The sequence below is a fragment of the Microbacterium sp. AC035 genome, assembly GCF_979258485.1.
This window is the reverse complement of sequence record NZ_OZ409858.1, coordinates 1,842,010-1,865,685: the sequence shown is the minus strand read 5'-3', so window position 1 is coordinate 1,865,685 and position 23,676 is coordinate 1,842,010. Positions and strand designations below refer to the sequence as shown.

Genomic DNA, 23,676 nt, shown 5'->3' with positions numbered 1-23,676 from the left:
CCCCCTGATATATGGCGTTTTGTCTGATGCTATTCGATGTCGACCGCGCTCAGGCGGAGGTGATCGCACGCCGCACACGCTCGGCGGCCGGTCTCAGCCACGGCGCGCGCGCGAGCACAGCCCGCGCCGCCGGGATCATCTTGCGCGAGAGGCGTCGTGCGAGCGTGCGCCGGCTGCTCGTCGTGGAGTCCTCGCCGCCACTGCGCACATTCGTGCTGCGCGAAGGAGAGCGCGTTGCCGCATGCTGCTCGGCGAACATGATGGACAGGTCCACGATCTGCCGGACATCGGCGAGAGTCGGTTCGGGCGACAGCTCGGACGGCAGCGTGCCGGAGACGAGTCCGCGATACCAGGACGCAAAGTCGTGGGACAGTTCGCGCTCGGCCGCGACCAGCGATGCGTCCGACATGCGTGCGTAGCGGGTCGGATCAGCCACGATCTCGGCGACACGTCGGGCAAGCGCCTCGGCATCCCCCCACCTCGTCGTCGCGACGCCGCCGTTCTCGCGGGTCACGGCCAACCACGGCAGGTCGTACATCGCGACAGGGAGACCTCGCGACTGTGCCTCGGGGATGGTGAGCGGGTAGCCCTCGATGATGCTGGTGTTCACAAAGAGATCGGCGGAGTCGATCGCCGCGAGGAGCGCGTCGCCACGAAGCGGTCCTACGGCCGTGACTCGGTTGCCCAGTCCTCGTTCCTTGGCCGTTCTGTTCAGCTGCGCGGCAGTCATGTCTCGCCAGTCGGGACCGATGATCCGAAGGCGGAAGTCGACACCCATGCGATCGAGATGCTCGGCCATGTCGATCAGTTCGCTCACCCGTTTGGTGCGTTCCTGCAGTCGCCCCCACCAGACGAGTTCGGCCCGACGGCCCGCAGGTGTGCGCCTAGGCGCGGCGACGATGCCCGCGGCGAGCAGGTTCGAGGACGGCGGATTGGGCAGGTAGGACACGCGCGGCATCCCCCGCAGCTTCCAGAATGCGACGTCGAGCGGCGAGAGCACGACGAGATGCGAGAGCAAGGGAAAGTAGCGCGGGGCGGATTCGAGCCGTGCGAGACCGAGCAGCAGCGATCGACCGGCGAAGTTGTGCGACCAGCCGATGGTGCCGACGCCCTCTGCGCGCGCCGCGAGGGCGAAGGCCTGCCATGACGTCGAGTACTGCCACTGGTGATCGATCACGAGATCCACTTCGTGGAGCGCGCATACCTCGGCCCATTGCGCGAGCGCGCCGCCGAGAGTGTCAGTCGACACCTCGGCGAACCCCACCCCTGCCGGAAGGTTGGAGAGGTCGCTCCCCGGCTCACGCGCGACGACCGTGACCCGGAACCCGGACTCCTGCAGCACTCGCGCCTGAGAGATCACGACGCCCGAGATCCCGCCGGTGCGCAGATGGTTCGTTGCGAGCATGATGCTGCGCACCGGCCGAGCTGCGAGGTCGATCGCGTCACCGTGCGCGGCGAGCGTGTCCATCGCCTGGGGCCAGTGCAGCGCGGTGGACTGCACGATGTCGCTGGCGGAGGCCCGCGTGTACAGGTCGGCGAACATCGCACTCCGCAGATCCGAGCGCGTGTGCTCCGCGAGATAGCGCGTGGTGTAGCCGATGATGGCGCGTCGGACGGACGCGTAGCTCGTGAGGACGAGATCGGAGTCCGTGCTGGTGCTGGCGATCTGTCGAACCGCCGGCTCTATCGAATCGATGGATCGGATGGCGCCCGCGTAGAACGATGCTGTGCGGAGATCGCGCACCTTCTGACCGCTCCCACCGCGCCCGAAGTGATAGCGGTACAGACGGTCCGGGATCGACTCGAGGCGCGTGGCCAGCGCTGCGGCGAGGAAGGTGATCGGCAGGTCGTTGACCCTCGGCAGCACGAGATCTGCGGGCATGAGCGCGTAGGCATCGACGAGCAGGCGGGTACGGAACAGGTACCGCCACAGCTGCCCCTGGGCGGGACGATCGAGTGGGAACAGGTTGCGGAGCACATCGCTTCCGGCGAGCGACGAGTGCTTCGGCTGCAGGCGCGACTCAAACCGCCCGCCGGTGCGCCCGTCGAGCTGCACGACCTCGACGCCGAACTGCACGAGGTCCGCGCCGGTCGCCGTCGCCTTCTCGACCGCTGCCTCGGCTGCGGTGCCGGCGAGTTCGTCGTCGCCGTCGAGGAACAGCAGGTGGTCCGCCTTCGCCGCGAGGATCCCGGTGCGACGTGCGTGGTACGCCGACGCGTTCTTCTCGTGACGGATCAGCCGAACACGAGGGTCTCTCGCGATGTAGCGTTCGACGATCGCGGCGGTGTCATCTGTCGACGCGTCATCGACGACGATGATCTCGATGGCTGCAAGAGTCTGTCGAACGCAACTGTCGAGTGCGCCGGCGATCACGTCCGCGTCGTTGAAGACGGGGACGACGATGGAGACGAGGGGAGTCGCGGTCATGTGATCTCTCGTTATCGGCGCCGCAGTATGCGTGTGGCCTTTGTCGCCGCCGGTCGCAGCCAGGGGGCCGCATCGATGACGCGACGGCCGATCGGGGTCAGTGCGCGTTCGATGCGGATTCCGACAGCCGGCCGCGATGAAGCGGGGAGCGCGGGTGCCCTCGTCGTGGACCGGGCCGGTGCGGGACGCGGGGGCGGCGTGCTTCGCTCGGCGAAGAAGACGAGCAGCTCGAGCACCTTGCGTCCGTCCTCGAGCGTCGGCTCGGGGGAGAGCTCCGGCGCGAGCTCGCCGCGCAGCAGCTGCTGGTAGAGCTGGGAGAAATCATGCGAGGTCGCCCCGACAGCAGCTGCCACAGAGGCGCGGGACATCGACTCGTACCGCACCGGATCCACGGCGAGGTCGGCGATCGCCCCTGCGAGAGCCTCGGGATCCTGCTGGGGGGTGGAGATGACTCCGTCGTTGCCCTGGATGAGCGAGAGCCACGGCAGGTCGTACATCGCGATCGGAAGACCGCGCGACTGCGCCTCAGGCAGCGTCAGAGGGTATCCCTCGATGATGCTCGTGTTGACGAAGACATCAGACGAGTCGATCACTTCGAGCAGATCGGCACCGTGCCGGGGGCCGATGGGTTCGACACGCTCCGCGACGCCGCGGGCCTCGGCGAGAGCCAGCAGACGATCGGCACTCATATCGGCCCAATCAGGACCGACGATCCGCAGGCGGAAGTCGACTCCGAGCCGCTGCAATGCCGCGGCGACCTCGACGAGCTGCGTGACCTTCTTGGTGTGCTCCTCGAGTCGGCCCCACCAGACGAGCTCCAGTCGCCGGTCGAGCGGCGCCGGCTTCGGGCCGCGAACTTCGCCGGCGGCGAGGAGGAACGGCGACGGTGGGTTCGGGAGGTAGCTGACATGACGGATGCCCCGCAGCTTCCAGAACGCCACATCCAGCGGCGAGAGCACCACCAGATGTGCGAGAGCCCGGAGGTGGGTGTGCAACAGCGTCTGCAGGTCGTTTCCGTTGTAGGTGGGTCGCCCGGCGAAGTTGTGCATCCACCCGACGGTCGCCGACCCCGCGGTGCGGGCAGCCAGTGCGAACGACGGCCAATCTCGGGAGTACAGGATGCGGTGGTCGACCACCACATCGACGTCGAAGCGGCGGCAGAGCTGCGCCCACTGCATCACGCGCTGACGTCGGCTGGTGCCGGTCAGCTGCACGAGCGTCGCGCCCTCGGGCACGAGCGACTCGGCGCTTCCCACGCGGTGTGTGACGATCGTCACCCGATATCCGGCTCCGATCAGGATCCGCGCCTGCGCGAGCAGCACACCGGAGACTCCGCCCGTGGTCAGGACGTTGGTCGTCAACAGCACGCTGTGCACCGGAGCGCGCCCGAGTTCGAGGCGTTCCCCCTGAGCGACGAGCGCGGGGATGGCGTCGGGAGCGAACGTCACGGCGGCCGAGATGAGGTCGAGGTCGGTGACGCAGGCACGCAGTGCCTCGTACCCGTGGGCGCGCATCTCCGGCGGCAGCGTGGTGAAGGCGTCAAGCGCTTCCCCGATGGCAGTGAGGTAGCCCGCGGTGTGGCCGTCGAGCAGCGGCTCGGGGTCGGAGCTGTGACGGGCCTGCTCCCGGATGATCGCCTCGATGGCCTGGAACGACGCGATGCGATGCAGCGCTCGATCGAGGCGGTGCTCCGGCTCGGTCTCGACGTTGCGACGGGACGGCCGGTGCAGATACTCGACCGTGCTGACCGCTGCGTACGATGTGGCCGATGCATAGGCGAGCAGCACGGTCGCGCGTTCATCGAGCGGGTGATCAGGGGTGGTCGCGGCGTATGCCTGTCTGAGCAGCCTCGTCTCGAACAGGTGACGTGAGATGTCCAGTTCCGCCACTGTGTCTCGCGGAACGAGGCTGCGCAGGATGTCGACTCCGTGGAGGGGGCCGGCCGCAACGGTGCGCTTCACACGGTCGCGGGCGCCCTTCGTCGCCGGGAGGGGGAACCCGACGAGCTGCGCACGCGACTCCACGGCGCGGCGATGAAGGCGCATCGCCGTGCCACGCTGCACTGCGTCTCCAGGTTCGAGCACGAGCACATACGGTGCGTGCGCAGCCTCGATGCCGGCCCGACGCAGCTGCGCGTGAGCGGAATCCGAAGGCTCGGTGATGATGACCACGCGTTCGTCGGAGGAGTGGGTCATCGCGCCGGAGCCGGCACCGCCAGCGCGGACGCACACGACCTCGATCCGGGTGAGTGACTGCGCGAGACAGGAGCGGATGCTGCGGTCGACGGCGTCTGAGTCTGCGTCCGCAGCGATGATGAAGGAGACGAGGGGAGTCGAGGGCGTCGTCATGGGATCGGGTGCGGGTCAGCGCGCTGCCGCCGCGGCGCGATACACGGCGCGATACTGCGCGCTGATCAGGTTGGGTGCCCGCGATTCGAGGTTGGGTCGGCCGGTGGGGGGATCCGCTCGGAACGAAGCGAGCGTCTTCTCGAGCTCGTCGGCCGTCAACGGGCCGCTGTGACGCCGCACCCAGGAGGGGCCGACCTCTTCGGCCAGCGACCGCGTCTGCTCGGTGTCTTCGACGAGCACCGGCCGGTCCAGGGACAGGGCGAGCATGAGGATGCTCTGGGACTCGTAGGCCTCGACTGCTCCGACGATCACGATCTCGGCCTGACTCACCTCGGAGACGCAACTGGCATCGGAGAGGAGTTCGTCACGGAGTGACATCGACTCGGGGTGGTCCGCGAGGGTTCGCATGTACGCTGCCTCGTGTTCGACTGGCACCTTGCCTGCGACGCGCAGCGTCCACGCGGGAAGGTCTGCGAGGCCGAACACTGTGAGAGCGGCTCGGCATGTCGGATGCAGTGTGGTGACCGCCGTGATCAGCACGCGCCCTGGCACGGACTCCTGCCGAGGAAAGCCGAGGAACCGGTCCCGCATGTGGCTGTGGGCGACGACCTGCGCCGATCGGCCATCCGCCGCAGTCGTGGGGTGCAGAGCGAGCACCGCAGCCGCGGCGCCGTCCACGATGACTTCTGCTCGAGAGTCGGGGCCGTTCGCCTCCTCGCTGCAGAGTGTGCGCACGAGTGCGATGCGTCGGCGCCGCAGAAGCCGGACGAAGCGCTTCGCACGCCTCGTGCGGTCGCGAGCACTGCGGTCTCCGAGGACGCTCGAGATGTCGGTGAGATGGATCACATCCGCCCCACGCGCGCGAAACGGGTCGGTGCGGAACTCCAGCACGACATCCTTCGGCGCCCGCCCCTCCGAGTCGTCGCCGATGAGCTGGTCGACGTAGTCGACCCGATATCGCGGGGGACGCGAGGTGACGAGCACCGTCGGAACGGAAGCCTCGGTCGCGCCCTGTTCAGTCGCTGCCCCGGTCCTGGGAACGGGCACGGAGAACACAGAGCCACCATATAGTGGGGTGCAGTGATTGTGAAACCGACTCAGCATGTCTTCGCCCATCTCAGCGGGCAGGACGACAACCTCGGCGACTCTGCCCTGCGGCTGGCGTATCTCGCCGCACTGCGAGGCCCGGGGCGGCATGTGCACCTGCACCTCGGGGAAGCGACGAGCGACTTCATGGCGGGGTTCGCACCTGCGCCCGATCTCACCATCTACAGCGCGAGAGCGCAGTGGTCAGCTGCCGAAGCCGCGACGGCTCGCCCGGTGCTGGCGTTCAACGCCGGTGAGATCAATCCGCGTACCGGCCACTTTCCCGTTCCGACACGTGCGGCCGAGTGTGCGCGCGCTCTCGACGCGGGCGGGACGGTGATCTTCGCCGGCCTCGGCATCAAGAACGTCGACAAGCTGCAGGGTGTCGCCTTCGACCCGGTCATGCGCGAGGCCCCGGTGATGTCGTGGCGGGACCGGGGGTCTCGCGACGGCGCCGGCTTCGGTGACTTCGCGCCGGATTGGGCGTACTCGGAGGGTGCGGCCGTCGACGAGTGGGAGCCGGCAGCCCGGCGGCCGCTCATCGCGGTGACGATGCGCTTCGACCGGGCGTGGCCGGGGGAGGAGTGGCTCGCATCCGTCCGCGCGTTCGCAGCTGCGACGCAGACCCGAATCGTCACCGTGGCGCAGGTGGCGCGTGACGCGCCACGAGCCGTTCACCTCGCGCGCGCTCTCGGCGGCGAGTACGTGATGCCCTCGAGCATGCGGCACGACGTGCTCGACGAATACGTGCGCGCCGTGTACCGGCAGTCGCTCGCCGTCATCAGCGACCGGGCACACGGCCTCATCATCGGCGCGACTGAAGGCGCTCATCCGATCGGCTCGGGAAGCGACCCGAACAAGATCTCCCGCCTGCTGACGGCGGTGGGGCTCGGCGACCTCGTAGGTCGGTACGACCAGTTCGACGACTTCGCCCGTCGATTCGAGACTCACCTTCCGACGCTCGCACCCGCGGTGGACGCCGCTCGCGTCGATATCGCGGGCCTGACCGCGCGCATCCACGCGGCGATGGATGCTGTGGCGTAACGCCGGACAACACAGGTCAGCGCGCGCCGAGCCATCTCTTCGCGCGGTGCGCGAGCGGCTGCAGGCCGGGCACCCGTCGCAGCGTCGCGCGCCCGAGCGGTGCTGCCGACTGCCAGAGGCGCGTGCCCCACGCCGATGAACCTGCGGATGCGACGGTGCGGCCCTCGGCGCGCTGGGCGAAGAACACCAGCAGACCGAGCAGTTGCCTGGCATCGTCGAGCGTCGGCTGCGGTGAGAACCTCGGCGGGAGCGCACCGGTGACCACCTCGCGGTACAGCTGTGCGAAGTCGTGCTCACGCGACCGTGACGCAGCGTCCGACGAGGCGAGCGACAGCTGCACATAGCGCTCCGGATCCTCGAACGTCTCCGCGAGTCGGGAGGCGAGCCCGCGCCTATCGCCCTGCGGCACGGCGACGACGCCCCGGTTCTCCTGCACGAGCGTGAGCCAGGGCAGCTCGTACATGAACACCGGCAGGCCTCGAGCCTGTGCCTCGGCGATCGTGAGCTGGTACCCCTCGATGATGCTCGTCGAGATGAAGGCATCCGCCGAGTCGATCGCGGCGACCAGGGCAGCCCCTCGCAGCGGCCCGACGGCCGCGACCGCGTCGCCGACTCCTCGCCGCCGTGCGAGCGCGTTGAGCTTCTTCGCGGTGACGTCGTCCCAGTCGGGGCCGATGATGGTGAGCTCGAACGGCACACCCAGAGCACGCAGCTGGACGCCCACCTCGACGAGTTCGCGCACCTGCTTGGTCCGCTGCTCGAGCCGCCCCCACCACACCAGTCTCAGCCGGTCGGACGGAGCGGGCTTCGCGCTCCTGCGTTCTGCCGACTCGAGCATCAGCGGCGACGGCGGATTGGGCAGGTAGGCCACGTGCTCGATGCCGCGCAGCCGGAAGTAGGCGACGTCGAGCGGCGACAGCGTCACGAGCTGGGCGAGCGTCGGGCTGCACCGCTCGATGAGTGTCAGCCGGTCGTTCCCGTCGTACACCGGCCGTGCGACGAAGTTGTGCAGCCAGCCGATGGTCGCAGCACCTTCGGCGCGGGCGACGAGCGCGAACTCCGGCCACGTGTCCATGTAGAGCACCTGGTGGTCGATGATGACGTCGACCTCGTGCGCTCGGCAGATCTCGGCCCACTGCGCGAGCTGGGCTGGCAGCGTGCGGGAGGCCAGTTCGATGAACGGGATGCCGGTGGGCAGCGCGCTCGCGTCGCTCCCGCCGTTGCGCGCCACGACGGTCACGCGGTATCCCGCTTCGTGCAGGTAGCGCGCCTGCGAGGTGAGCACCGCCGAGACGCCGCCGGTGCGTATGGTCGACGTGACGAGCAGGATGCTGCGTGCGGGCCGCTCTGGCAGACCCTGCCACGTCGTGTGGAACTTCAGCGCCGTGAGCGTGCCGGGGTAGAACCGCGCGGCGGCGTGCACGATGTCCTGACCGGCGGCGACGGTGTGCAGGTGCGCGAGGGCGCTGTCGAGTACCGCATCGTCGCTGTGCTCGACGAGCTGGAAGCACACGTATCCGATGATCGACAGCCGCACCGACTCGTAGGTGTCGCGGACGAGGCCAGGGTCGGCATGAGACGCGGAGAGGGTCTCGACGGCCGGTCCGATCGCATCGACCGAGTCGATCGCCCCGGTGTAGAACCGCGCCCGTTCGACGGAGTCGACGCGGTGCCCGCTGCCGCCGCGTCCGAAGTGATAGCGGTAGAGCTTGTCGGGAACAGCGGTGTAGCTCGTCGCGAGCGCCGCCGCGAGGAAGAGCAGCGGAAGATCGTTGACGCGAGCCAGCGCGAGGTCTTCCGGGACCAGGGAGTAGGCCTCGCGCAGAATGCGCGTGCGGAAGAGGAATCGCCAGAGCTGGCCCTGAGCCGGCTTGCCGACCGGGAAGAGCCCGCTCAGCACGGCGTGGCCGGTCAACGGACGCTGCGGAGGCTGCAGCCGCACCTCGTAGGGACTGCCGGTGCGGCCGTCCCGCTCGACCACGGTGACGCCGAAACCGACGATGTCGGCATCCGTCGCCTCGGCCTGCGCGACCGCGATCGCCGCGGCATCCGGCGTCAGCTCGTCGTCGCCGTCGAGGAACAGCACACGATCGGCGCTCGCCGCGAGGACGCCGGTGCGGCGCGCCTGGAACGCCGAGAGATTGCGTTCATGGCGCACGACCCGCACGCGCGGGTCGCGTCGCCGGAATCGCTCGAGCACGGCGGCGGTGCCGTCGGTCGACGCGTCGTCGACGCAGACGATCTCGATGTCGACGAGGCTCTGCGCGAGCGCGCTCTCGAGAGCCGTCGCGACAGTCGCGTCGTCACCCGAGACCGGCATGACGATGGTGAGCTGAGGGCGCGGTGTCATCGCGCACGAGTCTATCCGTGGGCCGGGATAGCCTGAGGGCATGAAGATCGCCATCGCAGGGACCGGATATGTCGGCCTGTCCAACGCCGTCATCCTCGCCCAGCACCATGAGGTGTTCGCCGTCGACATCGACCCTGCGAAGGTCGAGATGCTCAGCCGCAGAGTCTCGCCCATCGCCGATGTCGAGCTCGAGGACTACCTCGCCACGCACGAGCTCGACCTCACGGCGACGGTCGATGCCGACTCCGCCTACCGGGATGCCGAGTTCGTCGTCGTCGCGACGCCGACGAACTACGACGAGGTCACCAACTACTTCGACACCTCGTCGGTCGAGAACGTCATCGACACCGTGCTCGCGGTGAATCCCGACGCCGCGATCGTGATCAAGTCGACCGTGCCGGTCGGGTTCACCGCGCGTATGAAGGCGGAGCATCCGCAGTCGAAGATCGTGTTCTCCCCGGAGTTCCTGCGAGAGGGGCGCGCGCTGCACGACAACCTCTATCCCTCGCGCATCGTCGTCGGCGACCGAGGCCCCGTCGGGGAGCGCTTCGCCGCCCTTCTGCTCGAGGGCGCGATCGCCACCGACGTGCCGGTGCTGCTCACCGGGTCGACCGAGGCCGAGGCGATCAAGCTCTTCGCCAACACCTACCTGGCGTTGCGAGTCGCGTACTTCAACGAGCTCGACACCTACGCGGTCGTGCACGGGCTCGACACGAAGCAGATCATCGAGGGTGTCGGGCTCGACCCGCGCATCGGGTCGCACTACAACAACCCCTCGTTCGGCTACGGCGGATACTGCCTGCCGAAAGACACCAAGCAGCTGCTGGCAAACTACTCCGAGGTCCCGCAGAATCTCATCGCGGCGATCGTCGACGCCAACAGCACCCGCAAGGACTTCGTCGCCACGGACATCCTCGCGCGAGAGCCGCGGACCGTCGGTGTCTACCGCCTCGTCATGAAGTCGGGGTCCGACAACTTCCGCGCGTCGTCGATCCAGGGCATCATGAAGCGCATCAAGGCCAAGGGCGTCGAAGTGGTCGTGTACGAGCCGTCGCTCGACGAAGACGAGTTCTTCCACTCGGAGGTCGTGCGCGACCTCGACGAGTTCAAGTCCAGGGCCGATGTCATCATCGCCAATCGCTCGACCGATGCGCTCGACGACGTCGCCCATAAGATCTACACGCGCGACATCTACGGCCGCGACTGAACCGGCGCTCAGACGACGGATAGTCGCTGGGGTAGCATGTTCCGATATGCCGCCCTGGCTCTTGGACGTCTCGCGTCAGGGTGGAGAGAGGTAGAGGAATCCGAATGGGAGCGATCGCTGCGCCCGCGGTTGCCGGTCTGACCGAGGTGGGAACCCGCCCTCGGCTCGGCGGCTATCTGGCAGAGTCATGGCGACTTCGCGCGTTCGCAGTGCGGCTGGCAGGCAGCCGCCTGATCTCGGGTCTGTTGCCGAATCGCCTCGGTGTGCTCTGGATCGTCCTCAAACCGCTCTCGCTCGCGATCACGTACGGCGTGATCTTCCACTTCATCCTCTCGGGCGCCGCCCGGCCCGAGAACTTCGTCCAGTTCCTCATCGTCGGCGTCTTCGTCTTCGAGTTCTTCACCGGCTGCTTCGGCAACGGCTCGAAGGCGATCACCAGCAACAGCAAGCTCGTGCAGAGCTTCGGCTTCCCGCGCGTCCTGCTCCCGCTCTCGGTGATCGTCGAGCAGGCGATGCGGATGATTCCCGTCGTTCTGCTCCTCGGAATCCTTCTGCTCATCCTGGGCGAGCCGATCTCCTGGTCGTGGTTGCTCATCGTCCCGGTCCTCGCGGTCATGGGCGTGTTCAACTTCGGGGTGGCTCTCATCGTCGCTCGGATCTCTGTGCGCACGAGAGATGTGCAGCAGCTGATCCCGATCGTGACCCGTGTGCTGTTCTACGCCAGCGGCATCTTCTTCGACGTCGACGGAGCGCTCGCCGACTATCCGACGCTGCTGACCATCGTGCACCTCAACCCCATCTACGAGTTCATCGCCATCGCACGTGACGTGCTGCTCGATGGGTACACGGCTCCGTTGCTCGTATGGGTCGCTGCTCCGATCTGGGCACTGGTGGTGCTCGTCGGCGGCATCATCTACTTCTGGCAAGCCGAACCGAAGTATGGCCTCAGTGACTGATCTTCTTCTCCCCGGCCAGAAGCCGGCCATCGACGATCACGCGCCCCGAGCGATGATCGTGGCCGACGATGTGCACATCAACTATCGCGTCTACGCATCGGGCAAGCGGATGACCACCCGCGAATCGATGTTCAGCCTGCGCTCGCTCAGAGGGGGACGAGACCTTCAGACCGTCCCCGCGCTGCGAGGCGTGAGCTTCACGGCCTCTGAGGGCGAGTCGATCGGCGTCGTCGGACACAACGGCTCTGGCAAGTCGACGCTCTTCCGGGCGATGACCGGGCTGATTCCGCCTTCGGACGGGCGCATCTTCGCCCGAGAGCGTCCTGTGCTCCTCGGTGTGAACGCGGCTCTCGTACCCGAGCTCTCGGGTGAGAACAACATCCGCCTCGGGCTGTTGGCGATGGGCTTCACACCTGAGGAAGCTGCCGAGCACGTCGACGAGATCGCCGACTTCGCCGAGCTCAACGACTTCATCTACCACCCCATGCGCACGTACTCCTCCGGCATGGCGGCACGGTTGCGATTCGCGATCGCATCGGCGAAAGCGCACTCGATCCTCCTCATCGACGAGGCCCTCGCGGTGGGAGACCGGCGATTCCGGACCAAGAGCGAGAAGCGCATCAACGAGCTGCGTGCCAGCGCCGGTCTCGTGATGATCGTCAGCCACTCCACGAGCTCGCTGAAGGAGACCTGCGAGCGGGTGCTGTGGGTGCATAAGGGCGAGCTCATCGCCGACGGCCCCACCGACGACGTCATCGCCGAATACATCGACTGGACGAAGAACCCGGGGTCCAGCGCCGTGGGTGCGGCCTCCGCGCCCAGGCCCTCGACGAAGAACGCCCCCGTGGCCGTCGGTTTCGATGCCAGTGACGTTGATGACCCGCAGGGTGCTCGGTCGACGAGCGGCGCGCCCGTGGCGGCCGCGATCTCGTCCGATGCCGGAGAGCCGCGCGCTCTCGCCCGGCGCGACAGGCACCGTCGGGCCGAAAGGCGCACGAGGAAGCGCAGCGCACTGCTGATGGTGCTCTCCGGCGTCGCCGTGCTGCTGGCGGTCGCCGCCGGCGCGATCATCGGCACGCTCAGCAGCGTCGCGGCACCGGCCGGAGCCGAACCGTCCACGCGACCGACGCCTCAGCAGTCCACTCCTGCGGCGGACCCCGTGATCAAGAGCTTCACCGCGAATACGGCAACCGTCGAATGTGCCTCCGAGGAGGCCGAAGACGCACAGGTGCTGCTGAGCTGGCAGATCGATGACGCGAAGAGTGTCGCGATCGCAGTGGCCGAGACGCAGGTCGATGCGCTCGAGCTCCCGCTCGCTGCAGCCTTGCCGGCGAATCTCACCGACCGAGCCGTTCCCTTCTCCTGCGCGACCGAGGCCGTCGTCTACACGGTGACCGCCGAGAACGAGGATGGCGTGAGAGTAAGCGCCCCCGTAACGGTCACGCGCGTGCTCCCGGTCGAGACCGAAGAACCCGACTACGAGGAGCCCCGGCCCAACCCGCGGCCCTCGCAGCCGAGCGAACCCGAGCCGGTCGCCCCGCCCGCCCCTGAGGTGCCTGTCGAGCCTGAGCCGACCACGCCGCCCACGGAGCCGACGCCCGAGCCCACGACGCCGCCGATCACCGAGCCTCCCGTCTTCGACCCGGGAACCGGCACTACCATCCCGTGAGCGTGCGGGGCGGCCGCACCGCATCCGAGAACAGCTCCCCTCGGGGAAGCGAGGAGATGTACCTCATGCGCCGCCGGGATTCACGATCGTCCAAGGCGTCCCGAGCGACCCGAACCTTCGTGTCGCTGACGGGCCCCGCCGGCAACATCGGTGACGCGCTGATCCGCCGCGAGACCCTCGAGTGGTCGATGGGCACGAGCGACGAGCTGGTCGCATACATGGGGGATGCGCCCGATGTGTGGCTGAGGCAACTGGGCCTGCCTGCTGAGGCCATCGTGCTTCGGAACAAGAAATCCGTGCCGCGCTGGCTCCGGCTGCTGCTTCTCGCCCCTCGTCGCCCCGTGCTGGTGTTCGAAGCCGGTGAGATCCCGCTCGACCGAGGCAACGGTCTGCGAGAGCTGGTCTTCCTCGTCGAGACCCTCGTCGTCCGTCTCAAGGGAGGGATCGTCGTCCGTCCGCCGCGCGGTATCCGAGCGCCGTCGCAGCCCGCTCTCGCCATCCACCGACTGGCAGCCCGCCTCTCGCAGGTGACGCTGTGGCGCGACGAGGCGACGCTGGCGACCGCGCGATGCGGCAGGCTCGCACCGGACATCGGATTCTCCGCCGGCTCGCGCCGCGGACTCCCGTGGGGCGAGCGCCCCGAGCTGCTGGTGAGTCTGCGCGGCGCGCGTCCTCTGCCGGATGCAGACTGGCTCACTGCGGTGCGTGAGGCCGCTGTGCGCGCCGGCCTCTCCATCCGTACCGTCGTCCAGGTGCGGGAGGACGAGAGCCGAGCGCGAGAGCTCGCACAGCTGCTCGGTGGTGAGTTCGAGGCCTGGGGCGACACCGATCCGCTGGCTCAGGAGGAGCGCCTCCGGCAACGCTACGACGCGGCGCAGGTCGTCATCAGCGACCGCATGCATGTGCTCGTGCTCGCCGCTCTGAGCGGGGCGGTTCCGCTCGAACTGGTTCCCGGCCCCACGATGAAGATCACGGAAGCCTTCGCCGCCATCGGACTGCACGGCGTCTCCGTCGACTCGTCTGCGAGCGATCCGACTCGTATGCTCGCTGCGCTTCTGCCGACGCCGGAGCGCGCATCGGAGGTCTCCGAACGCGTGCGTCACGCGGCGGCGACTCTCGAGGGCATCCAGCACGAGATCCGTGACGCCGTGCGCAGGGCGCGAGCATGACCGATGCCACCGGGCGAGCCGGCGCCTCGCCCGCGCGCATCCTGTTCCTCTCGCACAGCCATCCGTTCGGCGCCTTCCGGGTCGGCAGTCACCACTACGCCCGTGTGCTCTCCCAGCGTGGAGCGGACGTCGTGCATCTGAGCACTCCGATCTCCCTCGTGCATCGGCTGACCGGACGAGTGGACAGACAGCAGCTGGCACGCGTGCCGCGTCGCGCTCGGCGAGACGACGACGGGGTCCTCCAGGTCGTCCCGCGCACGATCCTGCCGGCGCCGGTCGGAGCCCCCAGTGTGGCTCGGATGCTGCAGCGTGAGGGCATCTCCGCAGGATTCGACGCCGTGCTCATCGATCAGCCACTGCTCTGGGACCGCTCCGTGCGATCGCTCTCGGAACGCGTGATCTATCGACCCACCGATCTGTACCCCGGTGGGCTGAAGAACGCGCTGCAGCGGCGCATACTCGCCGAGGTCGACGGTGTCGTCGCCACCTCCGACGAGGTCCTGCGAGGGCTCGGAGCGCTGCACGTCCCCTCGCTCGTGCTGGGCAACGGGGCTGAGGTCGCGCGCTTCGCACAGTCAGCTGCCGAGGCTCGTCCCCGTCCGGCGCGGTGCGTCTACGTCGGGGCGCTCGACGATCGCTTCGATTGGGAGCGCGTCGAGGCCTGGGCCCGAGCGCTGCCAGAGGTCGAGTTCGTCGTCGCCGGCCCCGACGGCCGACCGCCGCGGCCCGTGCCGTCGAACGTCGACGTCGTCGGCCCCGTCCCCTACGCCGACGTTCCGGCGTTGCTGCACACGGCGCGCGTCGGCCTCCTGCCGTTGTCCGACAGTCCCCTCAACGCCGGTCGAAGCCCGATGAAGCTCTACGAGTATCTCGCGGCAGGTCTCGCCGTCGTGGCGCGTGAGACGCCCGGCATCCGCGCCTCACCCGATCTCGGCATCGAGGTGTACACCGACGTCAGCGACGCGGAGGCCGCGCTGGAGCGCGCCCTGGGGCACCCGTCACCGAATCGTGCCGGTGGACAGGCCGCGTCCTCCGCCTCGTGGGAGCACAAGACCGATTCGCTGGAGGAGTTTCTCCGGTCGGTCCGGCGACGCAGAGCGTAGTCAGTCGAGCAGTCTGGTGATCGTGTCCGAGATGATCGCCGCGGTGCGGTTCCAGTCATAGCCGTCGGGCGGAACGACCCGTCGCTCGGTGGCCACCGCCTCGGTCAGCGCGCTCGCCCACTCCTGCGCATCGTCAGGGGAGGTCACCGCGTGACCGCGATCTTCGACGATCTCCGCGACCGATTCGCACCCGGCCCAGTACACGACGGGCGTTCCGCAGCGAATCGACTCCAATGCGGGAAGACCGAACCCTTCCAGGGTCGAGGGCATCACCGTGGCCGCGGCGCCCCGGTACAGGTCCGCCAGCTTCTCGTCGTCGACGCCACTCACCCAGCGCACTCGGGTGTCGACGCGCCGGTGCGCCGCCCTGGCGTCGAGGTCGGCGATCTCGCGCTCGGGCACGACGGCGACCAGGCGAACGTCGCGCGCCGAGGCCAGAGCGTCGAGCACGACGTCGAGGTTCTTGTGGGCACGGCCGTTGCCGACGAACAGGACGTAGGGGTCGGACTGCTCCGACGTGCCTGCGCGCGGGTGGAACGCATCCGAGCATCCGTTGCCCGCGTTCACGATCTCGACGTCGTCGTCGTCCACCCATGAACGGAGCGCTCGAGCCGATGTCTCGGAGACCGTCAGCACGACGCCGGCTCTGCGCACGACGTTCCTGACCGGACCGGAGTAGTAGGCGGCGAACTTCCACCGTCCGAGCCCCGGGCTGCTCAATTGGATGAGATCGTGCAGTGTGAGCAGCTGCTTTCGAGCGCGCAGGAGCGCGCCATAGCCGGGCGAGTAGACGAGGGCGTCGGGAGCGGTGGCGGCACCCACCGAGCGGAACGCATCGACCGCGGAGAACGGGGTGCCAGCGAGGTGCAGGGGCTTCCAGGGCAGGCTCAGCCGGGGGAGGACCTCTGCGGCGTATCGGCCGATGCCGTGTGCGCCGCGGTATCGGTCGTCCACGAGAACGGTCATGCGCTCCTCGCTTCCGACGAGTGTGCGCCGTCGACCGACTCCGCCACCCATTCCCTGATGCGATCCGCGAACACCGCTTCGGAGAACTTCATCGCCTGCGCGCGGCACGCGTCGGGTGAGACACCGGCGGCCACCTCGACGGCTCGGCGCAGCTCGTCGCGCGTCCAGCTCTCGACGAAGGCGCCGGTGGTGCCTTCGACGATGGTCTCGGTCGTGCCGCCCACGGGTGCGGCGATCACCGGTCGACCTGCAGCCATGGCCTCGACCGGGACGATGCCGAAATCCTCGACCGCAGGGAAGACGAGCGCGATGCAGCGCTGCAGCAGCGCGCGGTAGAGCTCCGCTCCCGGCGACCTCACGAAGAAGACCCGACCCGGCGCGCGCTCCTCGGCGAACGAGCGCAGACGATCCTCATCCGGTCCCGCACCCGCGAGCACGACCGGCATGTCGGCGGCGATGCCGGCCTCGATCACGAGATCCAGTCGCTTGTAGGGGATGAACCGCGAGAAGCCGAGGAGGAAGGTCTCGGGCAACTGCGCGAGCGCGTCCTGATCCCGTTCGTCCGGTTGCGGTGCGCGGAGGAAGCCGGTCACATCGACGGGAGGGTGGATCACCGTGCTCTCGCGATGCCATGCCTCGGCGATGCGCTTCTGCACGAACACGCTGTTCGCGGCGATCGCGACGGGCTCCTGGGCCCTCCGGCGATCCAGCCCCTTCAGCAGCGTCGCAGCGGCCCTCGCGGCGAACGTGTTGCCGCGCACATCGAGCTCGGGGTTCCAGATGTAGCGTGCCGGGGTGTGTGCGTATACGAGCTTCGGAGCGCTGCGCCCGGCACCCGCGAATCTCGCGTGGTGCGCGAAGAGGTGCGAGCTCGTGAGGATCCACTCCGCATCGACGCGGGGGAGAGTCCGCCAAGCGAGCGGCATCAGCCCGACCGCCGCGGCCTTGCGTCCGCGCAGCGGTGTGCGAGCCAGCCAGGTCTCGCCGTCGACGACGAAGCGGCCCTCGCTGTCGTTCCACAGGCAATAGCGCGCGGCGTCGGGGAACACCTCGCTCAGAGCCTCGAAGACGTTCTCGGAGCCGCCTCTCGGAGCGAGCCATTCGTGCACCAGCACACCGCTCACAGCGTCGACCTCGCACCAGAGGGCACGCGGGCGCGCCATGTCGGTGGAGCCTCTGCACGCATGCGTCGAGTCTAGGGAAGTTCTCGGAGCGCGAGCCGCCGCGGGCTGTCAGCTTCGTCTCGACTTCGACCCGATATGTTGTAAACCGAACATTCGGGGGAAGAGCATGATGGCGCTGCGCGCGACGAAGAAGACGATCATCATCGCGAGCGCGGTCACCGTGCTCCTTGTCGGAGGAGGTGCCGCTGCTGCGATGGTCATCTCCGGGCAGCAGGCGCAGCCTCGGGCCGACGCCTCTCCTGAGGCTTCTCCCGAGCCGGTCGTGACCGAGTCGCCGGCCGTGGTTCCGGTGACGAATGTGGCACGCGCATCGGTCGACGGATGGACACTCGCAGACCGCAGAGTGGTCGGCACGGTTCTGCCCGAAGTCGGCGACGCCGCCCAGGGCGCTGTGTCTCTGCGGGTGGATGCCCCGGCTGATGATGCGGACATCGTCGCCGCGACCGCTCCCGTCGCACTCGCGCCGGACACGGAATACACGCTCACCGCCTCGGTGCGGGTGCTCGCCGAGGAGAAGACCGAGACCGGTGTTCGCCTGACCGCGGGAGGCCAGACCTTCACGCTTCCCGAGCTGGATGCGGAATGGGAGACGATCGAGTTCCCGTTCACCTCGACGGCCGATCAGCCCGCCGCATCGACGTTGGATGTCGTGCTCTCCGGTGCCGTGCGCGGGTTCGGGATCGACGACGTGTCGATCACCGCGGCCGGCACCGACAACCTCGTGCCCAACGGCTCCTTCGAAGCCGTGCAGACTCCGGCGGGCATCGTCAACGACTCACTCGTCATGACGGATGAATCCGCGGTGCTCGCCGTCTCCCTCGCTGAGGGGCCCGTGCAGTGGAGCGCCACATCGACGGCCGGCGGTGAGCCGATCACCGGCGAGTTCGGATCCGCAGGCCCTCTCTCGGCCCTGCCGTTGACCGGCGTGACTCAGGGGCACTACACCGTCGCCGTCAACGACTCCTCCGGGCGGCAGATCCAGACGGACGTCGCAGTGATCGACACCGACGGCTTCTCCGTGAGCCAGGACGGGCGCTTCGGCGTGGGAGCGCACGTCGAGAAGGAGGCCTTCATCGGCACCGGATCTCTGGCGGCCGCGATCGGCTTCGCCGAGGTGCGCAACGACATCTCGTGGGAGCGGAACGAGAAGGTCGCCGGCCAGTACGTGTGGGACGAGAACTATGTGCGCGAGTTCGAGCGCATGCACGCGAACGACGTGAAGCTGCTGGGCCTCGTCGTGTACGGCAACAGGCTCTACGGTGCCAGGAAGGCGCCGGGCAACGAGGCGGCGATCCAGGCATACGGCGCCTATGCGAAGGCCGTCGCCGACCGGTTCGATCTCGTCGGTCTCGAAGTCCTGAACGAGTTCAACCATCGCGAGAACGACACGGCCTGCGGGCCGGCGCCCGCCTGCTACGTGCCGATCGCGCAGGCCGTCCGCGACCACGTCAGCACGGCGTATCCGGACCTCCCCATAGTCACGGGCTCCACCGCCCTCTACGACAGCGAGTGGTTCACCGGGTTCTGGCAGGCCGGCGGCATGGCCGTGACCGACGCGGCGAGCTACCACCCCTACGAGTCGTGGATCAATCGCGACGCCGATCTGATCGCCGGCACGGTGCAGCAGTCCTACGCCGACATGCAGGAGTTCGCGGGGGAGACGCGGCCTGTGTGGGTCACCGAGATGGGATTCCCCACGCATTACGACGGGGTCTCCGTGCTCGAGCAGGGGCAGATGATGGTGCGCAACCAGGCCCTTGCCTTTGCAAACGGCGTGGAGAAGTACTTCTGGTACGACCTCGTCAACGACGCTGCCGACCCCGCCGCGGGGGAGTCGAACTTCGGACTCTACGAGAACTCGCCGCGAGCGGACGTCGTCGCTCTGGCTCCGAAGCCCGGGGCCTTCGCTCAGGCGCTGATGATCACACAGCTGCGCGACAAGGCCTTCGCCTCGGATGAATCCGACGACACGACCACGGTGGAGGTGTTCGGGTCGGAAGGCGACGAGACGCGCATCGCGTGGGCGAAGCAGGGCGAGGTGCAGCGCACCTTCGCCTCCGATGTCCCGCTGACGGTCACCGACATGTCCGGGCAGACGCAGTCGATCGTCCCCGAGGGCGGCGAGGTCACTCTGACCCTCGGCGCGTCTCCGATCTTCATCTCATCGGTAGCGGAGTGAGCGCCGCGAAGACGGTCTCAGGTGTCGCCAGTACAATTCACCAGATCACTCCAGCACGAAAGGCAAGTCGACCATGAGCGCAGGTAGTCAGGATGCGCAGAGCATCGACGAGCAGAAGTCGGGCCGTCAGCGTCGACGACGTCGTGTCTGGGTGATTCTCGCTCTCGTCGTCATAGCGTTCCTCCTCGCGGTGTGCTGGGTCGGGCTCCGCGCCATCACCGTGAAGGACGGGCTGATCCAGAGCCAAGAGCTCATCGGTCAGATCCAGGACGGAGGCGCCGAGGTCGACGAGGTCCTCCCCGAGCTGTCCGAGAGCGCTGCGAGCGCCGGTGCCGCGGCATCCGATCCGGTGTGGTGGGTCATGGAGTGGGTCCCCGTCGTGGGCGACAACCTCAAGGGCGTGCGCCTCGCGGCACAGTCGCTCGACGCGCTCGTCAACGGTGTCGCACTGCCCGTGATGGGCGATGAGGATTCGACGGGATCGATCACGGAGCGGCTGCTCGAGGCCACCGACGATCAGGCGACGCACATCACCGAGCTCGCGGACGGGCTGGAGTCCGTCTCGCAGTCTCCCTTCCTCGTGTCGGTCGTGCGCGAGGGCGTCGACCAGGTCGACGAGGTGATGTCGGCGGCCGCCCCCATGATCGGAGTGCTCCCGACGCTGCTCGGAGGCGAAGGCGCGCGCAACTATCTGCTCGTCTTCCAGAACAACGCCGAGACACTCGCCCTCGGAGGCAGTGCTGCCGCGCAGACCCTCGTGCGGGTCGAGAACGGCACGATCTCGATCGGGGCGCAGGGCGACAGCGGCAACTACCAGAACGGCGTCGCGGTCGACGTCGACGTCCCGCCGAGCGCCATCCAGCTGTACACGAGCTACCTCGTCGACCACATCAACACGAGCATGAGTCGCCCCGACTTCCCCACCGCGGCGAAGATCATGCGCGCCTGGTGGCAGCGAGACATCGCTGACGACGAGATCGCCGGGGTGGTCTCGATCGATCCGATGGCGCTGTCGCGCATCCTCAAGGCCACTGGTCCGATCGAGCTCGCGTCGGGCGAGGTCCTCTCCGAAGAGAACGCGGTCTCGCTGCTGCTGAGCGAGGTCTACGGACGCTGGGATTCCTACAAGGAACCCGAACTCGTCGATGGATTCTTCGCCGACACCGCCGCGGCAGTGTTCGACCAGATCGCCTCCGGGGACTTCGATCTGAAGGACATGATGTGGGCGATCACGGAGAGCGCGTCGCAGGGCAGCGTGCTCGCCTGGAGTGATGACGCTCAGGTCGCCGCCGCGATCGAAGGCGAAAGGATCAGCGGCGTTCTTCCGACGGACAACTCCGATGCGACGACGGTCGGCATCTATTTCAACAACAGCAACGGCTCGAAGATCGACTACTTCACGGAGACCGCGACGACGGCCACGGCGATCTGCGAGGCGGGCAACACGACGTTCACAGCCACGGGTTCGCTCACGCTGCCGCTGACCCAACGTCAGGCCGAGGCGCTGCCCCGTTATGTGCAGAGCATGACCTTCGGCGCCCGGTTCCGTGACTGGATCTTCATCTACGGTCCTCCGGGAACGACGCTGAGCGACGCCACCTTCAACGGCGACGAGGTGTCGGTCATGCACCGCGACATCGATGACCTCGGCCGACCGGTCGTCGCGTTCGAGGCGTGGTTCGACCCAGGGGACTCGATCGACGTGACGGCGACGTTCGTCGGATCAGACGGCGATTACGGACCGCTCGCGGTGCAGACGAACCCGATGGTGCGGGGAGAGAAGCCCGTCGTCACCGACGACTGCGCCGGCTGAGGTCTATCCCCGGCTCGGCGGCAGCCCGATATACTTGCACGCGTTCTGACGTCAGCGCAGTCAAGGGGGGTGAGTGTCGTCGTCGTTCAACTCGAGCACGGTGGCTCCAGCGCCGCGCGTGAGCCGAGGAACACCGCCCCGGTGCAGATGAAGAAAGCCCGGCGAGTCGCATGGACTCGGCTCTACGCGAGTCGTCTCTTCTACAACGACGTCGTCGTCGTCCTGCTCGCACTCATCATCGCGGCGATCATCGTGCTTCCGGGGCTGCTGACCGGTGTCTCCTGGCCCGGCGGGCCCCGAGTGTCGTATCTCCTGGTGCTCGCGCTGATCGGCATCCTGTGGTTGATAGCTCTCGACGTGACGGATTCCCGCGACCGTCACACGGTGGGGCACGGGGCTGATGAGTACCGCCGCATCGTCAACGCGTCGGTCGCCGTGTTCGCGGTCACCGTCGCCATCGCGTTCTTCCTCGGCATGGAGCTCTCGCGCGCGCTCGTCGCGGTCGTCTTCCCCCTCGGACTCGTGCTGCTCCTCCTGTCGCGGTGGATGTGCAGGCAGTGGCTGCGTGGGCGGCAGAAGACGGGGCGGTATCTGCACAGGGCGGTGGTGATCGGCGAGCCGTCGAAGGTCGCCCTCGTGGGGCGCGAGATCCGGCGTGCCAAGAGCAGCGGGTACGAGATCCTCGGAGTGATCACCGAGACCACCTCCGCTGCGGACATCTCGGGCTTCGAGGTGCTCGGCGACATCGCGAACGTCGAGAGAGTGCTCGACGAGGTGCGCTTCGATGCGCTGATCATCGTCGGGTCCGATGATCTCGACCCACTGACGATGCGCCGCCTGGGGTATTCGGTGTCCGACCGCGACATCCAGCTCATCATGGCCCCGGTGCTCACGGACATCGCCGGACCTCGCATGCATGCGACGCCCGTCGCCGGTCTGCCTCTCGTGCACGTCGACTTCCCGCGGATGGAAGGTGCCAAGCGCTTCCTCAAGCGGGCCTTCGACATCGTCGGCTCCTCGCTGCTGCTCGTCCTCATGTCGCCGGTCTTCCTGATCGCCGCCATCGCGATCCGTATCGACGGACCCGGGGGCATCTTCTTCCGTCAGGAACGGATCGGCCGCGGAGGGCGCACCTTCGGCATGCTGAAGTTCCGATCGATGGTGGCGGATGCCGACGACCAGCTGGCGACCCTCCTCGATCTGCAGGGCGATGCAGGAACGCCGCTGTTCAAGATCAACGACGATCCGCGCATCACCAGAGTCGGACGCTTCTTCCGCAGGCACTCCATCGACGAGCTGCCTCAGCTGGTCAACGTGTTCCTCGGGCACATGAGCCTGGTGGGTCCACGGCCTCAGCGCGCCACGGAAGTCGCGCTGTACGACGACTTCGCGCATCGCCGCCTGCTGGTGAAGCCCGGCATGAGCGGGTTGTGGCAGGTGAGTGGACGCTCTTCGCTGTCGTGGGAGGAGACCATCCGCCTCGACCTGTACTACGTCGAGAACTGGTCGCTCATGCAGGACCTCATCATCCTGTTCCGCACCGTCCGCACGGTGGTCGCCCCCGGTGTCACGGCGCACTGAGCGATAGTCGCGAAGATTCCCCGCGACTGTCCGCGTCGCATCCACGGCTGAGGCCAGGCGCTGGGTACATTCAAAATCATGAGATCCCCCCTTGCTCGGTGTGTCGCCGCGAGTGCTCTGGTCGTCTTCCTCGTCGGTGGTGCCTCGGGTTGCGCTGCGCTGCCGAGCGCGTCGAGCCCGGTGCCGACCTCGACGGCCTCGACTCCCGATCCCAGCCCGTCGGCCGCAGACCCCACTCCCGACCCCTCGGTCAGCCCGGAGCCCACGGAGACTCCGTCCGACGGCTTCGGTGGTTTCGAGAGTGGAGAGCTGGCGCAGATCTGCATCGACGCGACGCTCTCGGCATTCCCCGCCGACGTCGCCTTCACCATCGAAGACACCCGCATCGAGAAGCGGTCGGTCACTCCAGAATGGCTCGTGCTGGTTCCGGCGCAGGCCTCCGGGCTCGAGGCGCAGGCCCAGTGCACGATCGGAGGCTCGCCCTCCGCGCCTGAGCTCGGCATGTCGTCGGCATCACTCGAGCCACTCCCGGAGGAGCAGATCGAGAACCTGATCCGCGGCGAGAACGAAGGCGGCGACCGCTAGTGTGCGAC

The 23,676-nt window shown here is 67.9% G+C and carries 16 protein-coding genes; 10 read left to right on the top strand and 6 right to left on the bottom strand.

Going from position 1 to position 23,676, the window contains the following annotated elements; translation table 11 throughout:
* Window positions 1-49: 49 nt before the first annotated feature.
* The 3 genes from ACZ0AA_RS09125 to ACZ0AA_RS09115 are packed head-to-tail and all read right to left on the bottom strand — an operon-like array spanning window position 50 to window position 5,832.
* Window positions 50-2,428: a glycosyltransferase gene (locus ACZ0AA_RS09125; RefSeq protein WP_463512712.1), complete on the bottom strand. Its 2,379-nt coding sequence runs from the start codon at window positions 2,426-2,428 to the stop codon at window positions 50-52.
* 11 nt (window positions 2,429-2,439) lie between these two features.
* On the bottom strand, window positions 2,440-4,776 hold the full coding sequence (locus tag ACZ0AA_RS09120; protein WP_463512711.1) for a glycosyltransferase family 4 protein: 2,337 nt from the start codon (window positions 4,774-4,776) through the stop codon (window positions 2,440-2,442).
* A gap of 15 nt (window positions 4,777-4,791) precedes the next feature.
* Window positions 4,792-5,832, bottom strand: a complete 1,041-nt coding sequence (locus ACZ0AA_RS09115; RefSeq protein WP_463512710.1) for a hypothetical protein — start codon at window positions 5,830-5,832, stop codon at window positions 4,792-4,794.
* A 24-nt stretch (window positions 5,833-5,856) separates the two neighbouring features.
* Between ACZ0AA_RS09115 and ACZ0AA_RS09110 the strand changes: the two genes are divergently transcribed.
* Window positions 5,857-6,906, top strand: coding sequence for a hypothetical protein (locus tag ACZ0AA_RS09110; RefSeq protein WP_463512709.1), 1,050 nt, complete (start codon window positions 5,857-5,859; stop codon window positions 6,904-6,906).
* Between the two features lie 16 nt (window positions 6,907-6,922).
* On the opposite strand, the gene ACZ0AA_RS09105 is transcribed toward ACZ0AA_RS09110, so the two are convergent.
* Entirely contained in the window at window positions 6,923-9,256 is a 2,334-nt protein-coding gene (locus ACZ0AA_RS09105; protein ID WP_463512708.1) for a glycosyltransferase, read from the bottom strand.
* A gap of 40 nt (window positions 9,257-9,296) precedes the next feature.
* On the opposite strand from ACZ0AA_RS09105, the gene ACZ0AA_RS09100 reads away from it, so the two are divergent.
* The 5 genes from ACZ0AA_RS09100 to ACZ0AA_RS09080 all read left to right on the top strand — a co-directional run bounded on the left by ACZ0AA_RS09100 (window position 9,297) and on the right by ACZ0AA_RS09080 (window position 15,360).
* Window positions 9,297-10,463 (top strand): nucleotide sugar dehydrogenase, encoded by a 1,167-nt coding sequence (locus tag ACZ0AA_RS09100; protein ID WP_463512707.1) that lies wholly within the window; start codon window positions 9,297-9,299, stop codon window positions 10,461-10,463.
* Between the two features lie 104 nt (window positions 10,464-10,567).
* Window positions 10,568-11,419 carry an ABC transporter permease gene (locus tag ACZ0AA_RS09095; RefSeq protein ID WP_053097495.1) on the top strand — a complete coding sequence of 284 codons (852 nt, stop codon included), beginning with the start codon at window positions 10,568-10,570 and terminating at the stop codon, window positions 11,417-11,419.
* The gene (locus ACZ0AA_RS09090) at window positions 11,412-13,088 is read left to right on the top strand and encodes an ABC transporter ATP-binding protein (protein ID WP_463512706.1); all 1,677 of its coding nucleotides are present in this window, start codon (window positions 11,412-11,414) and stop codon (window positions 13,086-13,088) included. Before ACZ0AA_RS09095 ends, ACZ0AA_RS09090 begins: the two co-directional genes overlap by 8 nt.
* Window positions 13,085-14,257, top strand: a complete 1,173-nt coding sequence (locus tag ACZ0AA_RS09085; protein ID WP_463512705.1) for a hypothetical protein — start codon at window positions 13,085-13,087, stop codon at window positions 14,255-14,257. The genes ACZ0AA_RS09090 and ACZ0AA_RS09085 overlap by 4 nt, the downstream gene beginning before the upstream one ends.
* Complete coding sequence (locus ACZ0AA_RS09080) at window positions 14,254-15,360, top strand: glycosyltransferase family protein (protein ID WP_463512704.1); 1,107 nt, start codon at window positions 14,254-14,256, stop codon at window positions 15,358-15,360. The genes ACZ0AA_RS09085 and ACZ0AA_RS09080 overlap by 4 nt, the downstream gene beginning before the upstream one ends.
* Here the strand turns inward: ACZ0AA_RS09080 and ACZ0AA_RS09075 are convergent, their stop codons facing one another.
* A complete protein-coding gene (locus ACZ0AA_RS09075; protein WP_463512703.1) occupies window positions 15,361-16,326 on the bottom strand; it encodes a glycosyltransferase family 4 protein in 966 nt (321 codons plus the stop codon).
* Window positions 16,323-17,489, bottom strand: coding sequence for a glycosyltransferase (locus ACZ0AA_RS09070; protein WP_295102461.1), 1,167 nt, complete (start codon window positions 17,487-17,489; stop codon window positions 16,323-16,325). The genes ACZ0AA_RS09075 and ACZ0AA_RS09070 overlap by 4 nt, the downstream gene beginning before the upstream one ends.
* Window positions 17,490-17,616: 127 nt before the next feature.
* On the opposite strand from ACZ0AA_RS09070, the gene ACZ0AA_RS09065 reads away from it, so the two are divergent.
* The 4 genes from ACZ0AA_RS09065 to ACZ0AA_RS09050 all read left to right on the top strand — a co-directional run bounded on the left by ACZ0AA_RS09065 (window position 17,617) and on the right by ACZ0AA_RS09050 (window position 23,668).
* The gene (locus tag ACZ0AA_RS09065; RefSeq protein ID WP_400866046.1) at window positions 17,617-19,689 is read left to right on the top strand and encodes a glycoside hydrolase 5 family protein; all 2,073 of its coding nucleotides are present in this window, start codon (window positions 17,617-17,619) and stop codon (window positions 19,687-19,689) included.
* A 73-nt stretch (window positions 19,690-19,762) separates the two neighbouring features.
* The gene (locus ACZ0AA_RS09060) at window positions 19,763-21,502 is read left to right on the top strand and encodes a DUF4012 domain-containing protein (protein ID WP_463512702.1); all 1,740 of its coding nucleotides are present in this window, start codon (window positions 19,763-19,765) and stop codon (window positions 21,500-21,502) included.
* 69 nt (window positions 21,503-21,571) lie between these two features.
* Window positions 21,572-23,083 carry a sugar transferase gene (locus tag ACZ0AA_RS09055; RefSeq protein WP_463512701.1) on the top strand — a complete coding sequence of 504 codons (1,512 nt, stop codon included), beginning with the start codon at window positions 21,572-21,574 and terminating at the stop codon, window positions 23,081-23,083.
* Window positions 23,084-23,161: 78 nt separating this feature from the next.
* Entirely contained in the window at window positions 23,162-23,668 is a 507-nt protein-coding gene (locus ACZ0AA_RS09050; protein WP_463512700.1) for a hypothetical protein, read from the top strand.
* Window positions 23,669-23,676 lie beyond the last annotated feature (8 nt).